This window comes from Nocardia rosealba (genome assembly GCF_020216065.1).
GTDB lineage: Bacteria > Actinomycetota > Actinomycetes > Mycobacteriales > Mycobacteriaceae > Nocardia > Nocardia rosealba.
Map to the genome: position 1 here is coordinate 225884 of NZ_JAIWNA010000005.1, position 20580 is coordinate 246463.

The 20580-nt window shown below is 67.5% G+C and carries 19 protein-coding genes; 5 read left to right on the forward strand and 14 right to left on the reverse strand.

Features of this window, described 5'->3' with window-relative positions; translation table 11 throughout:
• Positions 1–43 precede the first annotated feature (43 nt).
• The gene (locus LDL21_RS20115) at positions 44–1570 is read left to right on the forward strand and encodes an alpha,alpha-trehalose-phosphate synthase (UDP-forming) (RefSeq protein ID WP_181698763.1); all 1527 of its coding nucleotides are present in this window, start codon (positions 44–46) and stop codon (positions 1568–1570) included.
• Positions 1571–1573: 3 nt separating this feature from the next.
• On the opposite strand, the gene LDL21_RS20120 is transcribed toward LDL21_RS20115, so the two are convergent.
• From LDL21_RS20120 to LDL21_RS20175, 12 genes are all read right to left on the reverse strand, one after another.
• Positions 1574–2062 (reverse strand): h domain protein, encoded by a 489-nt coding sequence (locus LDL21_RS20120; protein ID WP_225281318.1) that lies wholly within the window; start codon positions 2060–2062, stop codon positions 1574–1576.
• Positions 2059–2907 (reverse strand): Rv1363c family protein, encoded by an 849-nt coding sequence (locus LDL21_RS20125; protein WP_225281319.1) that lies wholly within the window; start codon positions 2905–2907, stop codon positions 2059–2061. The genes LDL21_RS20120 and LDL21_RS20125 overlap by 4 nt, the downstream gene beginning before the upstream one ends.
• A complete protein-coding gene (locus tag LDL21_RS20130; RefSeq protein WP_181698735.1) occupies positions 2904–4307 on the reverse strand; it encodes an MCE family protein in 1404 nt (467 codons plus the stop codon). The genes LDL21_RS20125 and LDL21_RS20130 overlap by 4 nt, the downstream gene beginning before the upstream one ends.
• The gene (locus LDL21_RS20135; RefSeq protein ID WP_225281320.1) at positions 4304–5527 is read right to left on the reverse strand and encodes an MCE family protein; all 1224 of its coding nucleotides are present in this window, start codon (positions 5525–5527) and stop codon (positions 4304–4306) included. The genes LDL21_RS20130 and LDL21_RS20135 overlap by 4 nt, the downstream gene beginning before the upstream one ends.
• Positions 5524–6786 (reverse strand): MCE family protein, encoded by a 1263-nt coding sequence (locus LDL21_RS20140; protein WP_225281321.1) that lies wholly within the window; start codon positions 6784–6786, stop codon positions 5524–5526. Before LDL21_RS20140 ends, LDL21_RS20135 begins: the two co-directional genes overlap by 4 nt.
• A complete protein-coding gene (locus tag LDL21_RS20145; protein WP_181698738.1) occupies positions 6783–7850 on the reverse strand; it encodes an MCE family protein in 1068 nt (355 codons plus the stop codon). The genes LDL21_RS20140 and LDL21_RS20145 overlap by 4 nt, the downstream gene beginning before the upstream one ends.
• Complete coding sequence (locus LDL21_RS20150) at positions 7843–8871, reverse strand: MCE family protein (protein WP_181698739.1); 1029 nt, start codon at positions 8869–8871, stop codon at positions 7843–7845. The genes LDL21_RS20145 and LDL21_RS20150 overlap by 8 nt, the downstream gene beginning before the upstream one ends.
• Positions 8868–10067, reverse strand: a complete 1200-nt coding sequence (locus LDL21_RS20155) for an MCE family protein (protein WP_225281322.1) — start codon at positions 10065–10067, stop codon at positions 8868–8870. The genes LDL21_RS20150 and LDL21_RS20155 overlap by 4 nt, the downstream gene beginning before the upstream one ends.
• A gap of 4 nt (positions 10068–10071) precedes the next feature.
• Complete coding sequence (locus LDL21_RS20160; protein WP_067492284.1) at positions 10072–10923, reverse strand: MlaE family ABC transporter permease; 852 nt, start codon at positions 10921–10923, stop codon at positions 10072–10074.
• 4 nt (positions 10924–10927) lie between these two features.
• On the reverse strand, positions 10928–11692 hold the full coding sequence (locus LDL21_RS20165; RefSeq protein ID WP_067492283.1) for an MlaE family ABC transporter permease: 765 nt from the start codon (positions 11690–11692) through the stop codon (positions 10928–10930).
• Between the two features lie 310 nt (positions 11693–12002).
• Positions 12003–12905, reverse strand: a complete 903-nt coding sequence (locus LDL21_RS20170; RefSeq protein ID WP_225281323.1) for a 3-oxoacyl-ACP reductase — start codon at positions 12903–12905, stop codon at positions 12003–12005.
• Positions 12906–12948: 43 nt separating this feature from the next.
• Positions 12949–13137, reverse strand: coding sequence for a ferredoxin (locus tag LDL21_RS20175; protein WP_067640707.1), 189 nt, complete (start codon positions 13135–13137; stop codon positions 12949–12951).
• 157 nt (positions 13138–13294) lie between these two features.
• On the opposite strand from LDL21_RS20175, the gene LDL21_RS20180 reads away from it, so the two are divergent.
• Positions 13295–14488 carry an acyl-CoA dehydrogenase family protein gene (locus LDL21_RS20180; protein WP_225281324.1) on the forward strand — a complete coding sequence of 398 codons (1194 nt, stop codon included), beginning with the start codon at positions 13295–13297 and terminating at the stop codon, positions 14486–14488.
• 23 nt (positions 14489–14511) lie between these two features.
• Positions 14512–15729, forward strand: a complete 1218-nt coding sequence (locus LDL21_RS20185; protein WP_225281325.1) for an acyl-CoA dehydrogenase family protein — start codon at positions 14512–14514, stop codon at positions 15727–15729.
• A 175-nt stretch (positions 15730–15904) separates the two neighbouring features.
• Here LDL21_RS20185 and LDL21_RS20190 read toward each other — a convergent pair whose 3' ends face one another.
• Entirely contained in the window at positions 15905–16477 is a 573-nt protein-coding gene (locus tag LDL21_RS20190; RefSeq protein WP_225281326.1) for a TetR/AcrR family transcriptional regulator, read from the reverse strand.
• Positions 16478–16576: 99 nt separating this feature from the next.
• Here LDL21_RS20190 and LDL21_RS20195 point away from each other — a divergent pair, with 99 nt between their 5' ends.
• Positions 16577–17755: an FAD-dependent monooxygenase gene (locus LDL21_RS20195; protein WP_225281327.1), complete on the forward strand. Its 1179-nt coding sequence runs from the start codon at positions 16577–16579 to the stop codon at positions 17753–17755.
• A gap of 145 nt (positions 17756–17900) precedes the next feature.
• Here the strand turns inward: LDL21_RS20195 and LDL21_RS20200 are convergent, their stop codons facing one another.
• The gene (locus LDL21_RS20200; RefSeq protein WP_181698745.1) at positions 17901–19544 is read right to left on the reverse strand and encodes an acyl-CoA synthetase; all 1644 of its coding nucleotides are present in this window, start codon (positions 19542–19544) and stop codon (positions 17901–17903) included.
• A gap of 60 nt (positions 19545–19604) precedes the next feature.
• Here LDL21_RS20200 and LDL21_RS20205 point away from each other — a divergent pair, with 60 nt between their 5' ends.
• A complete protein-coding gene (locus tag LDL21_RS20205; RefSeq protein ID WP_225281328.1) occupies positions 19605–20387 on the forward strand; it encodes a crotonase/enoyl-CoA hydratase family protein in 783 nt (260 codons plus the stop codon).
• Positions 20388–20580 lie beyond the last annotated feature (193 nt).

The window sequence follows — 20580 nt, forward strand, 5'->3', positions numbered from 1 at the left end:
CAAAACGGCACCCTGCGACGCAAAGGATGCGTGAGTGGACCAGATGATCGATGAACAGTCCAACGACCGTCCGTCCGAGGAACCCGTGGCACCCTCGGGTGCGGGATCGGGATTCGTCGTCGTCGCCAACCGGCTTCCGGTCGACCTCGAGAAACTGCCCGACGGCACCACCCGGTGGAAGCGCAGCCCCGGCGGTCTGGTGACCGCACTGGAACCGGTACTGCGCAGCAACAAAGGCGCCTGGGTCGGCTGGGCCGGGGTGCCCGATGTCGACGTCGAGCCGATCATCGAGGACGGGCTCGAGCTGTATCCGGTGCCGCTGTCGTCGCAGGAGGTGGAGGACTACTACGAGGGGTTCTCCAACGGCACGCTGTGGCCGCTGTACCACGACGTGATCGTGCGGCCCGTGTACGACCGGGCCTGGTGGGCGGCCTATGTGGAGGTCAACCGGCGCTTCGCCGAGGAGACCGCGAAGGTGGCCGCCGAGGGCGCGACGGTCTGGGTGCAGGACTACCAGCTGCAGCTGGTGCCGAAGATGCTTCGCATGCTTCGCCCGGATCTGACCATCGGGTTCTTCCTGCACATCCCGTTCCCGCCGGTCGAGCTGTTCATGCAGATGCCGTGGCGCACCGAGATCGTCGAGGGCCTGCTCGGTGCCGACCTGATCGGTTTCCATCTACCCGGTGGCGCGCAGAACTTCCTGTACCTGGCCCGCAGGCTGGCCGGTCAGCCCACCTCGCGCGGCACCATCGGTGTGCGGTCCAAGCTCGGTGTGGTCCAGGTCGGTTTCCGCACGGTGCGCGTGGGCGCGTTCCCGATCTCGATCGATTCCGCCGAACTCGACGAGCACTCACGACGCCGGTCGGTGCGTGAGCGCGCGGCCAAGATTCGCGCCGAACTCGGCAATCCGAAGAACATCATGCTCGGCGTCGACCGTCTCGACTACACCAAGGGCATCGACATCCGCCTCAATGCCCTCCAGGAGCTCCTGGAGGAGGGTCGCATCGACCCGGCCGAGACAGTGATGGTCCAGCTGGCAACGCCGTCGCGTGAGCGCGTACAGAGCTACATCAAGATGCGCGGCGACATCGAACGTCAGGTGGGCCGGATCAACGGCGAATTCGCCCGTGTGGGCTACCCGGTGGTGCACTACCTGCACCGGCCGATCCCCCGCGACGAGCTGATCGCCTTCTTCGTGGCAGCCGACGCCATGCTCGTCACACCGCTGCGCGACGGCATGAACCTGGTCGCCAAGGAGTACGTGGCCTGCCACAGCGACCTCAACGGCGCCCTGGTCCTCAGCGAATTCACCGGTGCGGCAGCCGAATTGCGGCAGTCCTACCTGTGCAACCCGCACGACCTGGACAGCGTGAAGGACGCGATCGTCGGCGCCCTCGACGACGACCGCGACACCAAACGCCGCCGCATGCGCTCCATGCGCCGCCAGGTCCTCACCCACGACGTGGACCGCTGGGCCCGCGCCTTCCTCGACGCCCTCTCCCAGGGCAGTGTGGCCGGCTCCGCGCTACTCAGCGAGGACGACGACAACTACCCCGAAACCAGCCGTTAGGACTCAGACCGGCGTGACCTGGGAAACCAGCCAGCGATCGCCGGTCTTGTCCAGCGAGACCCGGACGCGGCTGCCCGAGGCGGTGCCCTGCGGCGTGTCCTTGCTCGTGGTCACCTGATTCAGGTACAGCAGTACCACCGCGTGTTCCGGTTCGGCGGAGATCACGCCTTCGGCCTGCGTTGTCGCCTTGACGGTGAGCTGCTTCTCCTTGGCGCCCGGCGCGATGGCTTCCTCGATGAGCCGCAGGTAGTCGTTGCGGAACGACTCGCTCAGGCCGTCGGCCGCCTTGGGCAGCTCGGTGTCGACGGTGACGTGCTCATAGCTGAACATGGCGCTCACCGTGCGGCTCGCCGTGCTCATCGCCTCGCCGCGGGCCTGCTCGGTACGGTCGTGCTGCCACAACTGGTAGCTGCTGACGCCGAGCACGGCGGCGGCGGTCAGGCCGAAGACGGCGAGGATGCCGAAAATGATCTGTGCGCTTCTGCGGCTCATCCCACGAACTCCACTTTCGACACGGTCATGCCCGTCTCACCGTTGGTCACGGTGATGCGGAATCGGTACTGACGCGATTGGGGTTCGGGCGAACCGTTGTTGGTCACCGTCTGTTTCGCGGCGACGAGCACCTGCGCGGATTCGAGGTCGGCCGAGACGATGGCCGACTCGACGACGCTGCCGTTGGACACCACGTTGGCCTGCTTGACGACATCCATGAACGGGTCGACACGACCGTCGAACTCGGACTTGAAGTCGCCCGACGCCACGGCCAGGATGCGGTCGATGTCTTCCTTGGCCGATTCGGCGCGGATGGTCGTCAGGTTCAGCACGGCCTGGCGTGCGGTCTCGGTGTACTCCGCGCGCAGGTCCTCTTCGGCGTCGGTCATGAACGCGGCGACGGCGGAGGCGCCCGCACCGACCATGAGCGCGAGTACGAGGACGGCCGCCGCCGCGACGGCGAGGACGCGACGCACGCGCGACTTCTTCTCCCCGTCGGGAACGTTCTGCACCGTCGCGTCCTCGGACTGCGCGATGCCGCCGGCGAGCTTCACGGTCGGAGCGGACGAATCGACGGCGTCCTTGTCGAGCCGGGCGGCGGGCTCCACGGCATCCTTGCCGAGTTTCACCGTGGGTGCTGCCGCGCTCTCGGCGCCCTTCGCGCTAGCAGCGGCGGCGACCTCGGCGAACTTCACCGTGTCGGCCGACCTGGCGGCAACCTCGGCAGCCGGTGATGTGGATTCGCTCTTACTCACGGCCACCGTCACGGCCGCCTTCTCCTCGGCCGGTGGCCCGGCCGAGCGTGCGGCCCGGCGACGCGGGCGGCGGTTGTCGTTGTCGTTCATCGTTGCTGCTCCTCCAACATCGCCTGCCAGCTGGCCGGAACGGTGCCCGAGCCATCGGTGGCGATGTCACCTTGGCGGTAGGTGCGTCCGTCTGTGCCCAGGTACGTACCCGTCGACGGATCATAGGGGCGCGCTGCGGCGGGCGTCACAGCGCCCGTCGATGCGCCTGCCGGTGCGGACGCCGGAGCGACCGGCTCTACCTCGCCGAACGGCGGGTTGTTGCCCTCGGGCACGAACCCGGTCCGGCACAGTTCGGGGGTGGGTGCGCGGCGGCCGGGGAACTCCATGCACGGGGTGTTGCGGATGCCGCGGACCGCGATGTTCGAGTCCTGCGGGACCTTGCAGTACAGCCCGGGCGGAGTGTCCATCGGCGTCAGGTCGCTCGGCTCCCGCCACTGCTCCGCGGGCAGGAAGCCGGTGGTGCAGGCGGGCGGGTCGTTGAGCACGGTCATGAAGTCGACCATCACGCCGTATTTGGCCGGACCGCGGATGGCGGTGCGCAGCGCCGCGATCAACGGCGGGAAGACGACCAGAAGTTGTTCCACGCTCGCGTTGTAGGTCACCCCGACCTGCCCGAGGCTCACCAAGTTTCGCGCCAGCAGCGGCAGGGTGGGACGCAGATCCTGGAACTGCTTGTTCACCACCTCCATCGCGGAAGGGCCGTTGTTCAACAGGTTTCGCAGCGTCGGGTCGCTTTCCCGGAGCTGGTCGGTGATCGTGGCCAGATCGTTTGTCCAGGAACGGATATCGGCTTCGGACTCGATCTGCGTGTCGAGCAGGGGGCCGATCTGGTCGAGCAGCTTCTTGGTCGGTTCGATGTCGGTCTCGGCCTGCTGGATCAGCAGCGCCGCGGAGTCGATGAACCGTTGCAGGTCGGGTCCGGCGCCGTTGAACGCCAGGAACGCCTCGTCGATCACCTGGCGCAGCCGGGTATCGGCGACGGTGGCGAGCAATTTGTCGGCCTGGTCGAGCATCGCGCCCACGTCTTGCGGCAGGTGGGTGCGCTGCACCGGGATCACCGAGCCGTCGCGCAGGTGCCCGTCGGCGGGCTGTTCGCTCGGCACGAGGTCGACGTACTGCTCGCCGATCGCCGAGACACTGCGTACCCAGGCACTCGAATCGGCGGGGACCTTGTAGTCGCTGTCGATCGACAGGTCCGCCTCGACGCCCGCGGGCGTGAGCCGCACCGCCTCCACCTTGCCGATGTTCTGGCCACGGTAGGAAACATTGGCCGTCGGGTAGAGCCCGCCGGTGGCGGCCAGTTGCACGGTCACCGCGTACCGGCCGATGCCGAACATCGCGGGAACATGCAGGTAGCTGCCGCTCATCACGACCAGACCGATCACGGTGAGCACCGCGAAGATCGCGAGCTGGGCTCGCACGAACCGGGTGAGTTTCATCGACCCGCCCCTTCCTGGCCGGGCAGCGGCGCGGTGATGCCGGGGATGGCGGGCAGACCGGGAATGGCCGGTAGCCCGGGAATGGCGGGCGCGGGTGCGGGGGCCGGTGCGGGCGCCATCGGCGCGGTGGCCGGGTCACCGGCATCCGTCGCGGTCGACGGCGCGAACGAGCCGACCACACCCTCGACACCACCGAAGCGACCGCCGAGCGGCGTCCCGGTGAGCCAGTTGCTGTCGAGACGGCTTGCGGTCAGGTCGAAGGTGATGAACAGATTCAGGTAGTCGCCCATGATCGCGTTGTCGATATTCCTGATCGGGAACGGGAAGGTCGGCAGGATGCCGAGCGCCTGGATCAGGTTGGTCCCGGTGTCGGCCAGCGTCTGCAGCACGGGGCCCAGACTGCGCAGGTTGGCCACCAGGTCGTCGCCGCTGTTCTTGATCAGTCGTTCGCTGACGTCGCCGAGCTCGCCGAGCGCCGTGATCGCCCTGGCGATATTCGCCGATCGGTCGGCCAGCGCGGTGAGCGCGGGATGGATCTGCTCGATCGCCTCGGCGATCACCTCACGCTGACCGGCCAGTTTCACCGCCAGCCGATCCAGACCCTCCATCGCGGCGATGATGCTGCCGGTCTGGCGCTGCAACCCGGTCGTCAGCTCGTTGAGCTGCGGGAGCAGGTCGGCGATCTCGTCCTCGCGACCGTTGACCATCGCGTTCAGCTCGGTGGTGATCGTCTCGAGCTGCGCGATACCGCCGCCGTTGAGCACCACCGACAGCGACGACAGCACCTGTTCGGTGGTCGGGTAGGCACCGGCCCGTTCGAGCGGGATGACATCGCCGCCCCGCAGCTGACCGGTCGGCGGTTCGCTTGTCGGCGCGGCCAACTCGACATGGTTGCTGCCGAGCAGACTGGTCTGCCCGATCTTGGCGACCGCGTTGGCGGGCAGGCGCACATCGGGGTTGAGCGAGACCGTCACCAGCGCGTGCCAGCCCTCGACCTCGATCCCGGTGACATTGCCGACCTCGATGTCGTTCACCCGCACCGGCGAATTCCGGGTCAGCGTCGTGACATTGGGCATCTGGATGCGCACCGTGTAGGAGCCGTCCATCCGCCCCTCGGAGCCAGGCATGGGCAACGAGTTGAGCCCGTCGAACTGACAACCGGTGGTGCCGAGCGCCACGGCGACGCCGACGGCCAGCCCGGCGAGTATGCGCCGCCTCATCGCGGTCCTCCTGGAATGGCAAGCCCGGCAAGACCTTCGGGCACGGTGATCGGCGACGCGACCGGCGCCTGATCCTGCTCGACCGCACCGGCCAGGCTCGGATCGCTGTACACCAGCTGCTCGGGGAAGGCGGTGACGCCGGTGGCCGGGTTGGTCATGATCGGCACGTAATTCATTGCCAGCGAACTGATCACCGGTGCGAGGAACTCGGCGCACAGGTCGGCGGAGCGGTCGGAGTTGTTGTGTTCGATGGCCCGGATCGATCCGCACAGGAAGCTGAGCGGATTGGCCGTGTTGTTGAGCGCCACCGCGCCGGTGAGCGAACCCTGAGCCGGTTTGTAGAGCTGGTAGAAGTTCACCATCGCCGTGGGGCCGGAGTGCAGCACCCGTTCGATCTCGGGCCGATTGTCCACCAGGGTCTGGGTGACGTCGGCGAGCCGCTCGACGCCCTCGGTCAGCTCCCCACCGGTCCCCTCGAGGAACCGCTTCACATCGGCCAGTGCCACATCGAGACTGTCCAGACCGGCGCCGAGTTCTTCCGACGCACCGGCAAGCACCGACGACACCGACGCGAGCCGGCCGCTGAACTGCACGATCTGCTCGTTGCTCGCCGAGAGCACCTCGACGAACTTCTGCAGGTTGCGGATGGTGGCGAACAGGTCGGTTCGCCCGTCGGACAGGGTGGTCAGGGTCGCCGAGAGTTCACGCAGGGTGTCGCGGAACTTCTGGCCGTTGCCGTCGAGGTTCTGGGCCGCGGTGTCGACGAAGCGGCCGAAGGAGCCCTGCTTGTCGTCACCGACCGGACCGAGCGCCGCCGACAGTTTGGTCAGCTCGGCCTTGATCTCGTCCCACTCCACCGGCACCGCGGTGCGCTCGAGCGGAATCTGCGCTCCGTCGGCCAGTTTCGGGCCGCCGGTGTAGGCGGGCGCGAGCTGCACGAATCGGGCCGAGACCAAGGACGGCGCGATGATGACGGCGCGCGCGTCGGCGGGCAGATCGATATCGCTGTCGATGCTCATCTTCACCTGAACCTGGCCGCGGCCCGGTTCGATGGAGTCGATGCTGCCGACGGTGACGCCGAGTACCCGCACCTCGTCGCCCGCGTACAGACCGGTGGTCGAGGTGAACGAGGCGGTCACCGTGTTCTTTCCGGCGCCGGTCACGAGGTAGACACCGACCGCGACCAGCGCCGCGATCACCACCACCGCCACCGCGATCGTCCAGCGCGGCAACCCGCGCACCTGCTGGGTCGAGCTCATCGCGGGGGATCCTCCTCGGCAGGAGCGATGTACGGCGTCCTGGGGTGGGTGAAGATGTCGATCACGTCCTGGGGCAGTTGTTCTGGCCAGACCAGCGCGTCGACGAGCGGACGGAGCTCGACACTTGTCGCGTTCACCACGTAGGCGTTGAACCAGGGTCCGTTGCCGACCTGCTCGCCGAGCGCGGCGGCGTAGGGGCCGAGACCGTCGAGGGCATCGTTGAGGTTCTGCTTGTTGCGCTGGAGCAGGGCGAGGACCGAATTCAGGCGGTCCAGCGTCGGCCGCATCTGGGGCTCGTTGTCGGCGACCAGGCCCGAAAGCTGTCTGGCCACATCGTCGATGTACACGACGAGCTGGTTGATCGCGGCCCGGCGCCGGTCGAGCTCGCCGAGCAGCGCGTTGCCGTCGATGAGCAGCGTGTTGAGCTGGGTGCTGCGGTCGGCCAGGATCTTGGTGACGTTCTGCGCCCTGGCCAGCAGGTCGGTCAGCGCCTGGTCGCGGGTGTTGATGCTGCGGGAGAGCGCGGTGACGCCGTCGAGCGCGTTGCGCAGCGGGCCCGGTGTGTCGGCGAACGCGGCCGACAGCGTATCGAGGGTCTGGTCGACCTGCTCCAGGTCGAGGTCGCGCACCGTCCCGCCGAGATCGCTCAGTGCTTCGTTGAGCGAGTAGGGCGAGGTGGTCCGCTCGACCGGAATGGTGTCCCGTGCGCCGATGGCGCCGGGGCCGTCCGGCACCACATCCAAGGATTTGCGGCCGAGCACGGTGTTGGTCTTGATCGCGGCGGTCGTCTTCTCCCCCAGCACGATCGACTCGTCGAGATCGAATTTCACCAGAACCTTGTCGCCGTCGAGGCTCACCTGCCGTACCTCGCCGGAGCGCACACCGGCCACATGCACCGGGTCGCCGGGGACGAGACCGCCCGCGTCGAGGAAGTTCGCGGTGAAGGCGGCCCCCGAGCGGATGAACGGGAGGTCGGTGAATTGCAGCGTCGCGAGCGAGATCGTCAGCGCCAGCACCACGCCGACGATGCCGATCGTCGCCGCGGGCGACTTGTCCTCATTCATTGGGCTTACACCTTCCGGTGACCTGCAGCGCCGGCATGTGGACTTCCATCGGCTTGCCATCGGGGCCACTGATCAACAAGTTGGTACCGCAGATGTAGAGCTGGAGGAAGGAGCCGTAGGCGCCGATCCGGATGAGTTTCTTGTAGGTATCCGGCAGTCTGTCGAGCACCCATTGGATGTGGTCGGACCCCTCGTCCAGATTGGTGGCGAGCCGACCGGTCTGTTCGATCGTGGAGCGCAGATCGGGACGGGCCTGCACCAGCAGGTCGTTGACCTCCTTGGTCGCGCCCGCGATCCTCGGCAACGCGTTGCCGATCGGATCGCGCTCCGCGGACAGGTCGCTGACCAGGCGCTGCAGTTCGTCGATGGTGGTGGCGAATTGATCGCCGCGATCGCTGACCGTGGCGAGCACGGTGTTCAGGTTGTCGATCACACTGCCGATCAGCGCGTCGCGATCGGCCAGGGTCTTGGCGAAGCCGCCACCGCTGTTGAGCAGCGACACGAGCGTTCCGCCCTGGCCCTGGAAGATCTGCAGCAGCGCCTCGGTGAGGTCGTTGACCTGCGCCGGGTCGAGCCCGCGCAGCAGCGGCTTGAATCCGCCGAGCAGCAGGTCGAGGTCGAGGGCGGGCTGGGTCTGCTCGAGGCCGATGGTGTCGCCGTCGGAAAGCCGGCGAGCCGAGCCCGGCCCCTCCAGCAGCTCCAGATAGCGGTCGCCGACCAGGTTCTCGTACTTGATCGCCGCCCGGGTGCTGGCCAGGACCGCGTACTTGGTGTCGACATCGAACTCGACGTGCGCGAGGTTGTCGTCGCCGACCTTCACCGAGGTCACCGAACCCACCGGCACACCGGCGATGCGCACCTTGGCGCCGGGCACCATGCCCGAGGAGCTGGTGAACACCGCGCGATAGCCGTTCTCGCTGGAGAACCGCGCCTGGCTCAAAACGATTGCCAGACCGGCGAATACCAGCGTCATCACCACGGTGAAGATCGCCAGTTTGATCGTCGTCGAGGTGTTCTTCACCGTGTCACTCCCGGCATTCCGTCCAGCAGCAGCTGGAAGACCCGAGGCATGCCGTGGAATTCGTGACGCGTGGTCGGTGCGTACGGCGCGCCCTCGCTGGTGTCGGTCACCAGGTAGTCCGAATGGCTCTCCGGGACGCGGTCCAGCACGCCTTCACAGCGCGGGCCTCCGGTCGCGTTCACCTTGGGCAGGTCGTCCGGGTAGCTGTAGGGCTTGGCACCGAGCATGAAGCTCGCGTTCATGCCGACACCGGGCAGCAAACCACCCATCATGTCCTCGGCGATCGGGATCAGTGTGCCGAGTCCGTTGACCACACAGCTCACCGATTCGCGGTAGTCGTACAGCAGCGCGGTGGAAGGACGCAGCAGGTCGAGCGCGGTCACCAGATCGTTCTCGTTCTCCCGCAGGACAGTTCCGGCCGTATCGGACAGGCCGATCACATTCACCAGCACGTTGTCGAGCTGCCCCTGCATTTCGGTGATGGTCTGCGCGGTGCCCGTCGAATTGTCGACCGTGCGCAACAGTGGATCGGCGACATCGGCGTAGATCCCGGTCACCTGCGCGGTCTTGTCCAGGTCTGTCTGCAGCGTGGGCAGGTACGGATTCAGTTCGCGCAGATAGCGATCCGAACGGACGAGCAGGTCGCCGAACTTGTCGCCGCGCCCTTCGAGGGCGGTGCCTAGCGCGGTCAGGGTCGCGTTCAGCTTCTCGGGCTCCACTTGGGCGAGCACGTCGGACAGGTGCTGGAACAGGGTGTTGAACTCGACGGTCACCGAGCTCGCCGAGACAGTGCTGCCCGGCGCCAGCGACTTCGCGGAAGGCTGTTCGGGCACAATGAAATTGACGTATTTGGCGCCGAACACCGTGGTCGAGCGGATGTCGACCCCGGCATTGTCTGGCACGAGCTTCAGCTGATCGGGGTCGAGCTCCAACCGCAGGGTCGCACCGTCGGCGGCCAGGTCGATGTCGGCGACCCGGCCGATCTCGACGCCGCGCACCTTCACCTTGGCGTCGGGGTCGAGGACCAGGCCCGAGCGAGGCGCGTCGACCAGCACCACGGCGGTGTTGGTGAACGCGCCCTGGAACAGCGCGATCGCGAAGGCCGCGCCCGCGACGAGTACGCCGACGAGGGCCAGGGCCGCGAGCTTGCGCCCCAGCCCGCCCTGCAGTGCGGCAACGATCCGTGAGGTGTCCATACCGCTATCCCGAGAGGTGGAAGTTGCCGGAGGTGCCGTAGATGGCCAGTGAGATCAGCAGCGTCACCGTGACGACCGCGACCAGCGAGGCCCGCACCGCGTTGCCGACTGCTACACCGACCCCGACCGGACCGCCCGCGGCATGGAAGCCGTAGTAGGTGTGGATCAGCATCACGGCCAGGGCCATCACCATCGCCTGCGCGAACGACCACAGGATGTCGCTGGGGATGAGGAAGGTCGAGAAGTAGTGGTCGTAGACGCCCGCCGACTGCCCGTAGATCACCACGGTGGCGAAGCGGCTGGCGATGAACGAGGCGATCACCGCCAGGGCGTAGAGCGGCACGATCGCGATCATGCCCGCAAGCACCCGGGTTCCCACCAGGAACGGCACCGGCCGGATCGCCATCGATTCCAGCGCGTCGATCTCCTCGGCCACCCGCATGGCACCGAGCTGGGCGGTCGCGCCCGCGCCGATGGTGGCGGCCAGGCCGATACCGGAGATCACCGGCGCCGCGATGCGCACATTGATGAAGGCGGCGAAGAAGCCGGTGAGCGCCTCGACGCCGATATTGCCGAGCGAGCTGTAGCCCTGCACCGCGATGGTGCCGCCCGCCATCAGCGTCAGGAAGCCGACGATGACCACGGTGCCGCCGATCACGGCGAGAGCGCCACTGCCCATGCTGATCTCGGCGATGAGCCGGATGGTCTCGGTGCGGTAGTGCACCAGGGCGCGCGGTACCGAGCCGAGTGCCTTGACGAAGAAGATCGCCTTGTCACCGAGGGAGTCCAGCGCTTTGGACGCCCGCTCGTATCGACGGACCGCCCGCGGGAATTTGGAACGAACTACAAAGGCCATGTGTTCACCGCACCGTGAATTTCAGGCCGATCGCGGTGACGACGACATTCACCACGAACAGCGCCATAAAGGCGAACACGACGGTCTGGTTCACGGCGTCGCCCACACTCTTGGGCCCGCCTTTCACCTGCAGCCCGAGATAACAGGCGACCATTCCGGCGATGAGCCCGAACAGGCCCGCCTTGATTTCGGAGATGATCAGCTCGGGCAGATTGGTGAGCAGCGGAATGCCGTTGACGAATGCACCGGGATTCACGCCTTGCAGAAACACCGAGAACGCGAAGCCACCGACGATGCCGACCGTGCACACCAGGCTGTTGAGCATCAGCGCCACGAACATCGAGGCGAGCACGCGCGGCACGACGAGCCGGCTCACCGGGTCGATGCCGAGCACCTTCATCGCGTCGATCTCCTCGCGAATGGTGCGGGCACCGAGGTCGGCGCAGATCGCTGTCGCGCCCGCTCCGGCCACGATCAGCACGGTGACGATCGGGCCGACCTGCGTGACGGCGCCGAACGCGGCGGCCGCCCCGCTGAGGTCGGCGGCACCGATCTCGCGCAACAGGATGTTGAGGGTGAAGACGACGAGCACGGTGAACGGGATCGCCACCAACAGCGTCGGCAGGATGGAGACGCGGGCGACGAACCAGGACTGGTCGACGAACTCACGCCATTGGAACGGCCGGCGGAAGGCGGCTCGTGCCACTTCCGCGCCGAGTTCGAAGAATCCGCCGACTGCCCGCAACGGGACAGCAAGGAGGTCGTTCACCGGCAATCCTCCTCGTTAGACGGGCGGACCATGGCGTCCGCGTTTCCGTACTTCACCGCCACCCCGATCTGAAGACTGCCCAAAGACTAGAACACGTTCTCACGAATGTCTGCGATTTCCGGAGACTTGTACCAGGAGTTTTTCCCGGAAAATGCCGTCCGAACTGAAACGACTCCTGACCGCTTCACCCAGACCTCCTGTGAGACACCACACATGCCGACGTCCATGTCTACCAATACCTGGACCGGCGTACAACAGATCTGCGGCGAGCCGGGACGGAGACTTTCCGCCCGGCCAACATCCGGCAACCTCAGCCGAGATCGCGAAGCGCTCGCGCCGAGAAAGTGTGGTCGGCCGGGCGGCCGGCGAAGTACTGCTGCAGGGTCGAGGCGAGATCGTCCTCGGCCCACTGCTCGCCCGCGGCGTCGAAGCGCTGCTCGACCGTCGGCGGCGCCATCAGCGCGACCATCGGGCCGTAGACCACGAAGACCTGCCCGTTCACCTCGTCGGCCGCGGGCGAAGCCAGGTAGGCGACCAGCTTCGCGACATGTTCGGGAGCCAGCGGGTCGACCTGACCCTCGGGCGCCTCGGAGAAGACCGCCTCGGTCATGGCCGTGCGCGCACGCGGGCAGATCGCGTTGGCGCGCACGCCGTAGCGCGACAATCCACGCGCCGCCGAGAGGGTGAGCGCGGTGATTCCGGCCTTGGCCGCACCGTAGTTCGCCTGCCCTTCGGGACCGAGCAGACCGGCCTCGGAGGAGGTGTTGATCAACCGCCCGTACACCGGTTCGCCCGCCGATTTGGAGGCCGTTCGCCAATACGAGCAAGCATTGCGCGACAAAAGAAAATGGCCGCGCAGATGAACGGCGAGTACCGCGTCCCAGTCTTCGTCGGACATGTTGAACAGCATGCGGTCGCGCGTAATACCCGCATTGTTGACAACGATATCGAGGCCCCCGAGCGATTCCCGCGCGGTAGCGACGAGCGCGTCGGCGGTGACACGTTCGGCGATACTTCCACCGACGAATTCCGCTTTACCGCCGAGTTCGCGAATTGTGGCGATCGTTTCGGCGGCCGCGTCCTCGGTGAGGTCGTTGACGACCACCGCCGCGCCCGCCGAGGCCAGCGCGAGCGCCTCGGCCCGACCGAGACCCGCGCCCGCACCGGTGACGATGGCGACCCGGCCCTCCAGTGAAGTCTGCATCACACTCATCGGGCCGACTTTAGAACGTGTTTCACCATCCGACAAGAGGCGATCACGCCAATCTCAGCGCGGCCTTCGGGCACTGCGCCACCGCCTCCTCCGCATCGGCGACGCGGTCGGCGGCGATATCGCCCTCGGCGACGGTCAGCTGATCGTCGTCATCGAGTTCGAACATGTCAGGGGCGATTCCGACGCAGACGCCGTTCGCTTCGCAGCGGTCGAAATCGACGATGATCTTCATGGGATCTTCCTTCCAGACGGTCTCGGCGAGAGTAACCCGGATGGCATACCTCGCGCGGCGGAACCGGCACCGATTCACTGTCAATACTGGAACATGTTCCAGTTCCTGTGCAATGATCGGCTCACCGAAGCTGGAGTTCGACACCGAGGTGGGAAGCATGCGCGTCGCGTACACGCCGCAGCAGGAAGAATTGCGCGCCGAGCTGCGCGCGTATTTCGCCGGGCTCATGACCCCGGAGCGCAAGAAGGCACTGAGCCTGCAGACCGGCGAGTACGGCGAGGGCGATGTATACCGCGAGGTGGTGCGTCAGATGGGCCGCGACGGCTGGCTCACGCTGAGCTGGCCCAAGGAGTACGGCGGCCAGGACCGGACCACCATGGACCAGCTGATCTTCGTGGAAGAGGCCGCCATCGCGGGCGCGCCCGTCCCGTTCCTGACGCTCAACTCGGTGGCGCCGACCATCATGCAGTACGGCACCGAGGAGCAGAAGAAGTACTTCCTGCCCCGCATCGCCGCCGGTGAGCTGCACTTCGCGATCGGCTACTCCGAGCCGGGCGCGGGAACCGACCTCGCCTCGCTGCGCACCGCCGCGGTGCGCGACGGCGACGACTTCGTCATCAACGGCCAGAAGATGTGGACCAGCCTCATCGCCTATGCCGACTACATCTGGCTGGCCGTGCGCACCGATCCCGCTGCCAAGAAGCACAAGGGGATCAGCATGTTCATCGTGCCGACCTCCGCCGAAGGGTTCTCCTGGACGCCCGTGCACACCATGGCCGGGCCCGACACCAGCGCCACCTACTACCAGGATGTTCGCGTGCCCGCGTCGTCGATGGTCGGTCCGGAGAACGGCGGCTGGTCGCTCATCACCAACCAGCTCAACCACGAGCGGGTGGCGCTCACCTCGGCCGGGCCGCTGTCGCTCGCGGTGACGCAGACGACCGCGTGGGCCCGCGACACGCTGCTCCCCGACGGTTCCCGCGTGATCGACCAGGAATGGGCGCGGCTGAATCTGGCCCGCGTGCACGCCAAGGTCGAATATCTGAAGCTGCTGAACTGGGAGATCGCCAGCCGCGCCGACCAGGGCGGCGAGGCCGCGCCGCGCCCGTGGGATGCCTCGGCGTGCAAGGTGTACGGCACCGAACTGGCCACCGAGGCCTACCGGCTGCTGATGGAAGTGGTCGGCGCCGACGCCTACCTGCGCCAGGACTCCCCCGGTGCGGTGCTGCTCGGCAGGCTGGAGCGGATGCACCGCGCCGCCCTGATCCTCACCTTCGGCGGCGGCACCAACGAGGTGCAGCGCGACATCATCGCCATGACCGCCCTGCGCCAGCCCGCCGCCGCCCGCTGATCCACGAAAGCCGGTAAACCGCCATGGATTTCACCCCCACCGAAGCCCAGACCGACCTCGCCCGCCTCACCGGCGAGGTCTGCGCCAAACTCGTCACCGCCGATCGGCTGCGTGAGCTCGACACTCCGGGCCGCTTCGACGAGCAACTCTGGAAGGCGCTCGCCGAAACCGGAGTACTCGCGGCCGCGCTGCCGGAAGCGTTGGGCGGCAGCGATTTCGGTGAGCTCGAGCAGTCCGCCGTGCTGCGTGAGCTCGGACGTGCTGACGCCGCCGTGCCGTACCTGTGGTCGGTCGTGCTCGGTGCGGGGGCGCTCGCGCGATTCGGCGAGGAGGACCAGCACGGGCTGGCACAGCGCGCAGGGGCGGGCGAGGTGGTGCTGACGGCGGCTCTGTCGGCGTCGCTGCACGATCCGATCGGCGCACCCGGGATCACCGCGACTCCTGCCTCTGCCGACAGCCCCGCTTCCGCGGCCGATCCGGCGAGCAGCAACCCGACCGCCGCCGGTATCTCGGCCACCGATTCAGCCGGTGACGATTCGCCTTCGCGCGGCACGGGTGCCGCGTGGACATTGACCGGCGTCGCGACGACCGTCCCGTACGCGGACCGGGCGGAGCGAATCCTGGTCCCCGCGTCGATCTCCGGCAATGACTCGGCTGCCGGCACCGTGGCGGTCTTCCTGGTCGACCCGGCGAATACCGTGGTGACGCCGCAGCAGGTCGTCGACCTGTCCCCCGAATTCCTCGTCGAGTTCGATGCCGCTCCGGCCGAACTGCTCGGCACCGTGGAATCCGGCGCCGACATCCTCACCTGGCTGCGCGAGCGCGCCTGGCTGGGGCTGTCCGCCTTGCAACTCGGCACCCTGGAACGCGCCCTGGAGATCACCGCCGAGCACACCCGCACCCGCGAGCAGTTCGGCAAGGCCATCGGTTCCTTCCAGTCCGTGGCCCAGCGCCTGGCCGACGCCTACATCGACATCGGCGGCCTCCGCCTCACCGTCACCCAGGCCGCCTGGCGCCTGTCCGAGGGCCTGCCCGCCGCCGAATCCGTCCACATCGCCAAGTTCTGGGCAGCCGAGGCGGGCCACAAGGTTGCCCACACCGTCGTCCACGTCCACGGCGGCCTCGGTATCGACCGCGATCACATCACCCACAACTACTTCACCGCCGCCAAGCACCACGAATTCGCCCTCGGCGGCGCGACCCCCCACCTCCTCGCCCTCGGCGCCCAGCTGGCGGGATAAGCGACAACCGCCGCGCGCCGCGTTGCGAGCCGGCGGCTCGACCTGCCGGTCGCCCGCTGCGACCACGACTTCGACGCGGTCGCAGCGGTTTTCGCATACTCGTGATCGCGCGCTCGCGACGCTTCATCCGGCGGGTTGCGCATACCGATGCCGACCAGGGCTGTCGGTCGCCGACTCATAAGGTCAAGTAGCGCTGCAAGGTCGGGGCGATGTCGGTGACGAGCTGGGCCGGAGTGAGTGCCACTACCGGTGGTAGACGCAGGACGTAGCGGCACAGGGCCAGACCCAGGAGTTGGGTGACGATCAATCCGGCTCGGCGGGGGGCGTCGGCAGGATCGCCGAAGCGCAGGACTGCGGGCAGGACCTGGGCGGCGAAGATTTCGCGGACTCGCTCGGCTACCGCCTCGTCGGTGATCGAGGTGCGCAGCAGGATCAGCAGGACGGTGTTGTCGTTGTCCTCCCAGATGGTGAGGAAGCGGCGGATCAGTAGCTCCCCCAATGTGTTCGGGTCGGCGGCACCGAGGTCGGGGAGGTCGAGGTCGATCTGGGCCGCGGCGGCGAAGAGGCCGTCTTTGGAGCCGAAGTAGCGCATCACCATCGAGGGGTCGATCTCGGCGTCGGCGGCGATGGCGCGGATGGTGGCTTTGGCGTAGCCATCGGCGGCGAAGCGGGCGCGGGCAGCGGCGAGGATGGCCGCGCGGGTGGCATCGGAGCGCCGGACCGGCTGCTCTTGCTGGGCGGATGACATGCCAACGATTGTAGGCCAACAACTGTTGACTTTCTAGCGCCGCCGGGTCTACCGTTATGCCTACAAGCGTTGGCAAACACTCGTTGACCAGGAGTCGAAATGGCCGCCGTCACCCTCCCCGCAACCACTTCCGTCGTCATCGTCGGCGCGGGCCCCGCCGGCCTCACCACCGCGATCGTGCTCGCCGAAGCGGGCATCGATCACGTGCTCATCGACCGTCTGGCCGAGGGCGCCAACACTTCTCGCGCCGCCGTGGTGCACGCCAGGACACTCGAGGTGCTCGACGAGCTCGGTATCGCCGACGAACTCGTCGGACTCGGCATCGAGGTGCCGACCTTCAAGGTGCACGACGGCCCGAAGACCTTGGCCACCATCGAATTCGGCGGTCTGCCGACCACGTTCCCATACACCCTGATGGTGCCCCAGGATGTCACCGAGCGCGTTCTGCTCGACCGCCTCCACAAGGCGGGCGGGCGGGTACACCGGCCGATCACGGTGACCGGTATCCGTAACGAAAAAGACTCCGCCACCGTCGAATACGTGAACGCCGACGGCACAGCGGGCAGCATCGCGGCCGACTACGTGGTCGGCACCGACGGTATGCACAGCGTGGTCCGCGAGCAGGCGGGCATCGGTTTCACCGGCGACACCTACCCCGCGTCGTTCGTCCTCGCCGACGTCCGGATGACGTGGCCGTCCCCGCGCAGCGAGGTCTCCCTGCACCTCTCCCCCGAAGGCGTCACCGTCGTCGCCCCGCTCCCCGACGCGGACGGCGAGCGCTACCGCGTGGTCGCCACCGTGGACGAGGCACCCGAACACCCCACACGCGAGGACATCCAGGCCGTCCTCGACGCCCGCGGCCCGGCGGGCGAGGTCCGCGTCGACGAGGTCCTGTGGAGCTCACGCTTCCGCGTGCACCACCGCGTCGCCGACCACTACCGCGCCGGCCGTGTCCTGCTCGCGGGCGACGCCGCCCACGTCCACAGCCCCGCGGGCGGCCAGGGCATGAACACCGGCATCCAGGACGCCGCCCTGCTCGGCACCCTGCTCGCGAAAGTCGCGGCGGGCGAGCCGGATTCCCTGCTCGACACCTACGAAACGACCCGCAGGCCCATCGCGACCGAAGTCGTCGCCTTCACCGATCGCATGACGAAAATGGCCACCCTCGGCTCCACCCCCGCCCGCGCACTCCGCAACACCGCCATGCGCGTCCTCACCCGAATCCCCGCCGTCCGCACTCGACTCGCCTACCAACTCGCCGAACTCCGCGCCCGCTGAGCCACCACGCTCTGGTGGCGGCAAAGCCCGTGAGGCCACCGCCACCAGAGCGTGGTGATCACATGTCCAGCGGTGGCGAAGGCCCGGTAGACGCGAATCGGCCCGCTCAGCGAGATGCTGGGCGGGCCGATTCGATGGTGTCACCTCAGGAGGCGCCTGCGTCGGCGTGCTCATCGGCGGGACGAGCGTCGGTCTGCTCCTTGGCCCAGCGGTAATCGGGCTTACCGGCGGGTGAGCGCTTGATCTCGTCCACGAACCACAGGCTGCGTGGCTGCTTGTAGGAGGCGATCTCCTGGGTGAGCAGCGGCCTCAGCTCGGTGAGGGTGGGGCGCTTGTCACCGCGACACTGGACAACGGCACACACCCGCTGACCCCATCGCTCGTCCTCCACACCCACGACGAGCGCGTCGAAGATCTCGGGGTGCGCCTTGAGCGCGCCCTCCACCTCTTCGGGGTAGATCTTCTCGCCACCGCTGTTGATGCTCACCGAACCACGGCCGAGCATGGTGACGGTGCCGTCCTCCTCGACGCGCGCGTAGTCGCCGGGGATGGCGTAGCGAATCCCGTTGTACTCCTTGAAGGTCGCGGCCGACTTCGCCTCGTCCTTGTAGTAGCCGAGCGGGATGTGGCCGCTGCGCGCGAGCATGCCGACGACGCCGGAACCGGGCTCCACCGGCTTGCCGTCCTCGTCGAGCACCTGGGTGGCCGCGTCGATCTTCACCCGCGGACCACCGGTGTGGGTGGCGCCCTTGGTTACCAGCGCCAGACCGCCGAAGCCCGTCTCCGAGGAACCGATGGAGTCGGAGATCATCCGGTTGGGCAGTACCTCGAGGAACTTGTCCTTGAGCGAGGGCGAGAACAGCGCGGCGGTGCTGGCGAGCACGTACAGCGTCGAGAGGTCGTAGGGCTCACCGGTTTCCGGGTTGCCCTCGGCGAGCGCGTCGAGCATCGGGCGCGCCATCGCGTCACCGGTCATGAAGAGCAGGTTCACGCCGTGCTTGTCGACGGCCTGCCAGACACCGTGCCCGCTGAACTCCGGGATCATCACGGTCTTGCCACCACCGAACAGGCTGTGGAAGGTGGCCCACTGCGAGCCGCCGTGGATCATCGGCGGGATCGGGTAGCGCACCATCGGCGGATTGGCGGCGCCGACCTTGGCCAGCTCCCACTCGTCCTTGACGTATTCGCCGGTCACGAAGTTGATGCCCGCGCCGAGCACCCGCCAGACGTCCTCGTGGCGCCACACGACGCCCTTGGGCAGGCCGGTCGTTCCGCCGGTGTAGAGCATGTAGATGTCGTCGGGCGAACGTTCGCCGAAGTCGCGCTCGCCGGACGAATCGGCGAGGGCCGACTCGTATTCCACCGTTCCCGGCGCGGTCGGGGTGTCGGTGCCGTCGTCGACGACGATCACCGTCTTCAGAGCGGGCACCTTGTCGCGCACCGCGGCCACCCGGTCGGTGTAGCGGCGCTCGTGGATCAGGGCGACCATGTCCGAGTTGTCGAAGATGTGTAGTAACTCGTTCTCGACGTAGCGGAAGTTGACGTTGATCATCACCGCCCGCGCCTTGAAGACGGCGACCATCGCTTCGACGGCCTCCACGGTGTTCCGGCTGTAGATTCCGACTTTGTCGCCGGGACGCACACCCTGTTCCATCAGGTAGTGGGCCAGTTTGTTGGCCCGCTCCTCCAGTTCGGCGTAGGTCGACTCACGATGCTCGCCAACCAGCACGATCCGGTCGGACATCAGGTCGACGGCGTGTTCGACGAGATCGGCTATGTTGTAGCTCACAAAGACAAAAATAGAACGTGTTACTGTTTCTGACAAGGCTGAACGTCAGGAGACATCGAAATGGCCCACTGTCTGGTCGAGAAGCGAGACCACGTCCTCATCGTCACCATGAACCGTCCGGAGGCGCGTAATGCCCTGTCCGGCGAGATGATGGCGATCATGCGCGACGCCTGGGACCAGGTCGACAGCGATCCCGACATCCGCGTCGCGATCCTGACCGGCGCGGGCGGCGCGTTCTGCGCGGGGATGGACCTGAAGGCGATGAGTTCGTCGCATCCGGGCGACACCGCGGCGGGCGGCGGCTGGGACCCCGCCTACCTCCCCGCGCTGCTGAAGGGTCGGCGCCTGAGCAAGCCACTGATCGCGGCCGTCGAGGGCCCGGCCATCGCCGGTGGCACCGAGATCCTGCAGGGCACCGACCTGCGCGTGGCCGGGGAAAGCGCCAAGTTCGGCGTCTCCGAGGCCCGCTGGGGCCTGTTCCCGCTCGGCGGATCCGCCGTGCGCCTGGCCCGCCAGATCCCGTACACCGTGGCCGCCGATCTGCTGCTGACCGGTCGGCACATCACCGCCACCGAGGCCAAGGAGATCGGCCTCATCGGCCACGTGGTCCCCGACGGCACCGCCCTCGACAGGGCCCTGGAGCTGGCAGGCAAGATCGCCGACAACGGCCCCCTCGCCGTCCAGGCGATGCTGCGCACCCTCCGCGAAACCGAGGCCATGCCGGAAAACGAGGCCTTTCCCATCGAGGCGAAAATCGGCATCGAGGTCTTCAAATCAGCCGACGCCAAGGAAGGCCCCCGAGCCTTCGCCGAAAAGCGCAAGCCCAACTTCACCGGCTCCTAGCCCACTCGAGTCCGCCATGACCGCATTCCCAGCCCCGCACGACCCGACCTCGAGGAGGGTCCGCCGCGAAGCGGCGTAGCGGCCCGGCCGCGAGTTAGCCGCCGGTGCGCATGCGCGCAGCGCGAGCAACGGTGGCTAACTCGCGGCCCCCCAGGGGCCGCGCTCGAGCGCGCCAGCGCTCCAATAAACACAG

Coding starts and splice junctions, on each gene's coding strand:
- LDL21_RS20115 (WP_181698763.1), top strand. CDS start 44: ATGATCGATGAACAGTCCAACGACCGTCCGTCCGAGGAACCCGTGGCA.
- LDL21_RS20120 (WP_225281318.1), bottom strand. CDS start 2,062: ATGAGCCGCAGAAGCGCACAGATCATTTTCGGCATCCTCGCCGTCTTC.
- LDL21_RS20125 (WP_225281319.1), bottom strand. CDS start 2,907: ATGAACGACAACGACAACCGCCGCCCGCGTCGCCGGGCCGCACGCTCG.
- LDL21_RS20130 (WP_181698735.1), bottom strand. CDS start 4,307: ATGAAACTCACCCGGTTCGTGCGAGCCCAGCTCGCGATCTTCGCGGTG.
- LDL21_RS20135 (WP_225281320.1), bottom strand. CDS start 5,527: ATGAGGCGGCGCATACTCGCCGGGCTGGCCGTCGGCGTCGCCGTGGCG.
- LDL21_RS20140 (WP_225281321.1), bottom strand. CDS start 6,786: ATGAGCTCGACCCAGCAGGTGCGCGGGTTGCCGCGCTGGACGATCGCG.
- LDL21_RS20145 (WP_181698738.1), bottom strand. CDS start 7,850: ATGAATGAGGACAAGTCGCCCGCGGCGACGATCGGCATCGTCGGCGTG.
- LDL21_RS20155 (WP_225281322.1), bottom strand. CDS start 10,067: ATGGACACCTCACGGATCGTTGCCGCACTGCAGGGCGGGCTGGGGCGC.
- LDL21_RS20160 (WP_067492284.1), bottom strand. CDS start 10,923: ATGGCCTTTGTAGTTCGTTCCAAATTCCCGCGGGCGGTCCGTCGATAC.
- LDL21_RS20170 (WP_225281323.1), bottom strand. CDS start 12,905: ATGAGTGTGATGCAGACTTCACTGGAGGGCCGGGTCGCCATCGTCACC.
- LDL21_RS20175 (WP_067640707.1), bottom strand. CDS start 13,137: ATGAAGATCATCGTCGATTTCGACCGCTGCGAAGCGAACGGCGTCTGC.
- LDL21_RS20180 (WP_225281324.1), top strand. CDS start 13,295: ATGCGCGTCGCGTACACGCCGCAGCAGGAAGAATTGCGCGCCGAGCTG.
- LDL21_RS20185 (WP_225281325.1), top strand. CDS start 14,512: ATGGATTTCACCCCCACCGAAGCCCAGACCGACCTCGCCCGCCTCACC.
- LDL21_RS20190 (WP_225281326.1), bottom strand. CDS start 16,477: ATGTCATCCGCCCAGCAAGAGCAGCCGGTCCGGCGCTCCGATGCCACC.
- LDL21_RS20195 (WP_225281327.1), top strand. CDS start 16,577: ATGGCCGCCGTCACCCTCCCCGCAACCACTTCCGTCGTCATCGTCGGC.
- LDL21_RS20205 (WP_225281328.1), top strand. CDS start 19,605: ATGGCCCACTGTCTGGTCGAGAAGCGAGACCACGTCCTCATCGTCACC.